The following is a 627-nucleotide window of genomic DNA, read 5'->3' on the forward strand; positions in this document are numbered from 1 at the left end:
ACAGAAGGACATGGCTACGATCAGACTTTGAACAAAAATGGCGATAACATTATTAGAAGGAGCACTATATGGATTTTTTGCAGTAACAGGAGTGTTAATTGGTAGTTTCGTAATTGGAGAAATAGTACACTTATATAATGAAAAGCAGTCAAATGAGAATTTTGCTAAAGCTGTTGATCAAATGTCAAAAAGTACAGTTATTGCTATTGAATCAATTAAGGACACGACAGTAACTGGAATAAATGCATTATTGAATATGGATACTTTAAGAGATGTAAATTCATTAGCTAGAGAAAAAGCAAAAGATCAAAATCCCAATACGCAAGCTAAATAATTTTAATTTTTAAGGTATTATTTTTTTAGTCTTTTTTATATTTTATTTTTGCTTATTTTTCAAGTTTTGAAGTTGAAAAATAGAGATGTAAAAGATTAAAGAAAACTTTAAATATAAGTTTTTTCATATATATAAATGGTGAAAAGTAAATGAGTAAAGAGTTAGAATATATCATGAAGTTATTGGATGAATATTTTGAAGAAGAATTCGACTGTGATCACGAAGAGCTAAAACAGTTAGAAGAAATCTTAAGAAAGATAGAAAGTCGGAGGCCAAGCGGTCTTAGGAAGACA

Annotated in this window: 1 protein-coding gene; it reads left to right on the top strand. The window is 28.5% G+C overall.

The genetic code is table 11. The features are described from left to right. The first annotated feature begins 37 nt into the window (after nucleotides 1-37). Nucleotides 38-334, top strand: coding sequence for a hypothetical protein (locus tag ABD077_RS25165; RefSeq protein ID WP_198968550.1), 297 nt, complete (start codon nucleotides 38-40; stop codon nucleotides 332-334). The last annotated feature ends 293 nt before the right edge of the window (nucleotides 335-627 follow it).

Source organism: Aquimarina litoralis (genome assembly GCF_039523995.1).
GTDB lineage: Bacteria > Bacteroidota > Bacteroidia > Flavobacteriales > Flavobacteriaceae > Aquimarina > Aquimarina litoralis.

Coding starts and splice junctions, on each gene's coding strand:
- ABD077_RS25165 (WP_198968550.1), top strand. CDS start 38: ATGGCGATAACATTATTAGAAGGAGCACTATATGGATTTTTTGCAGTA.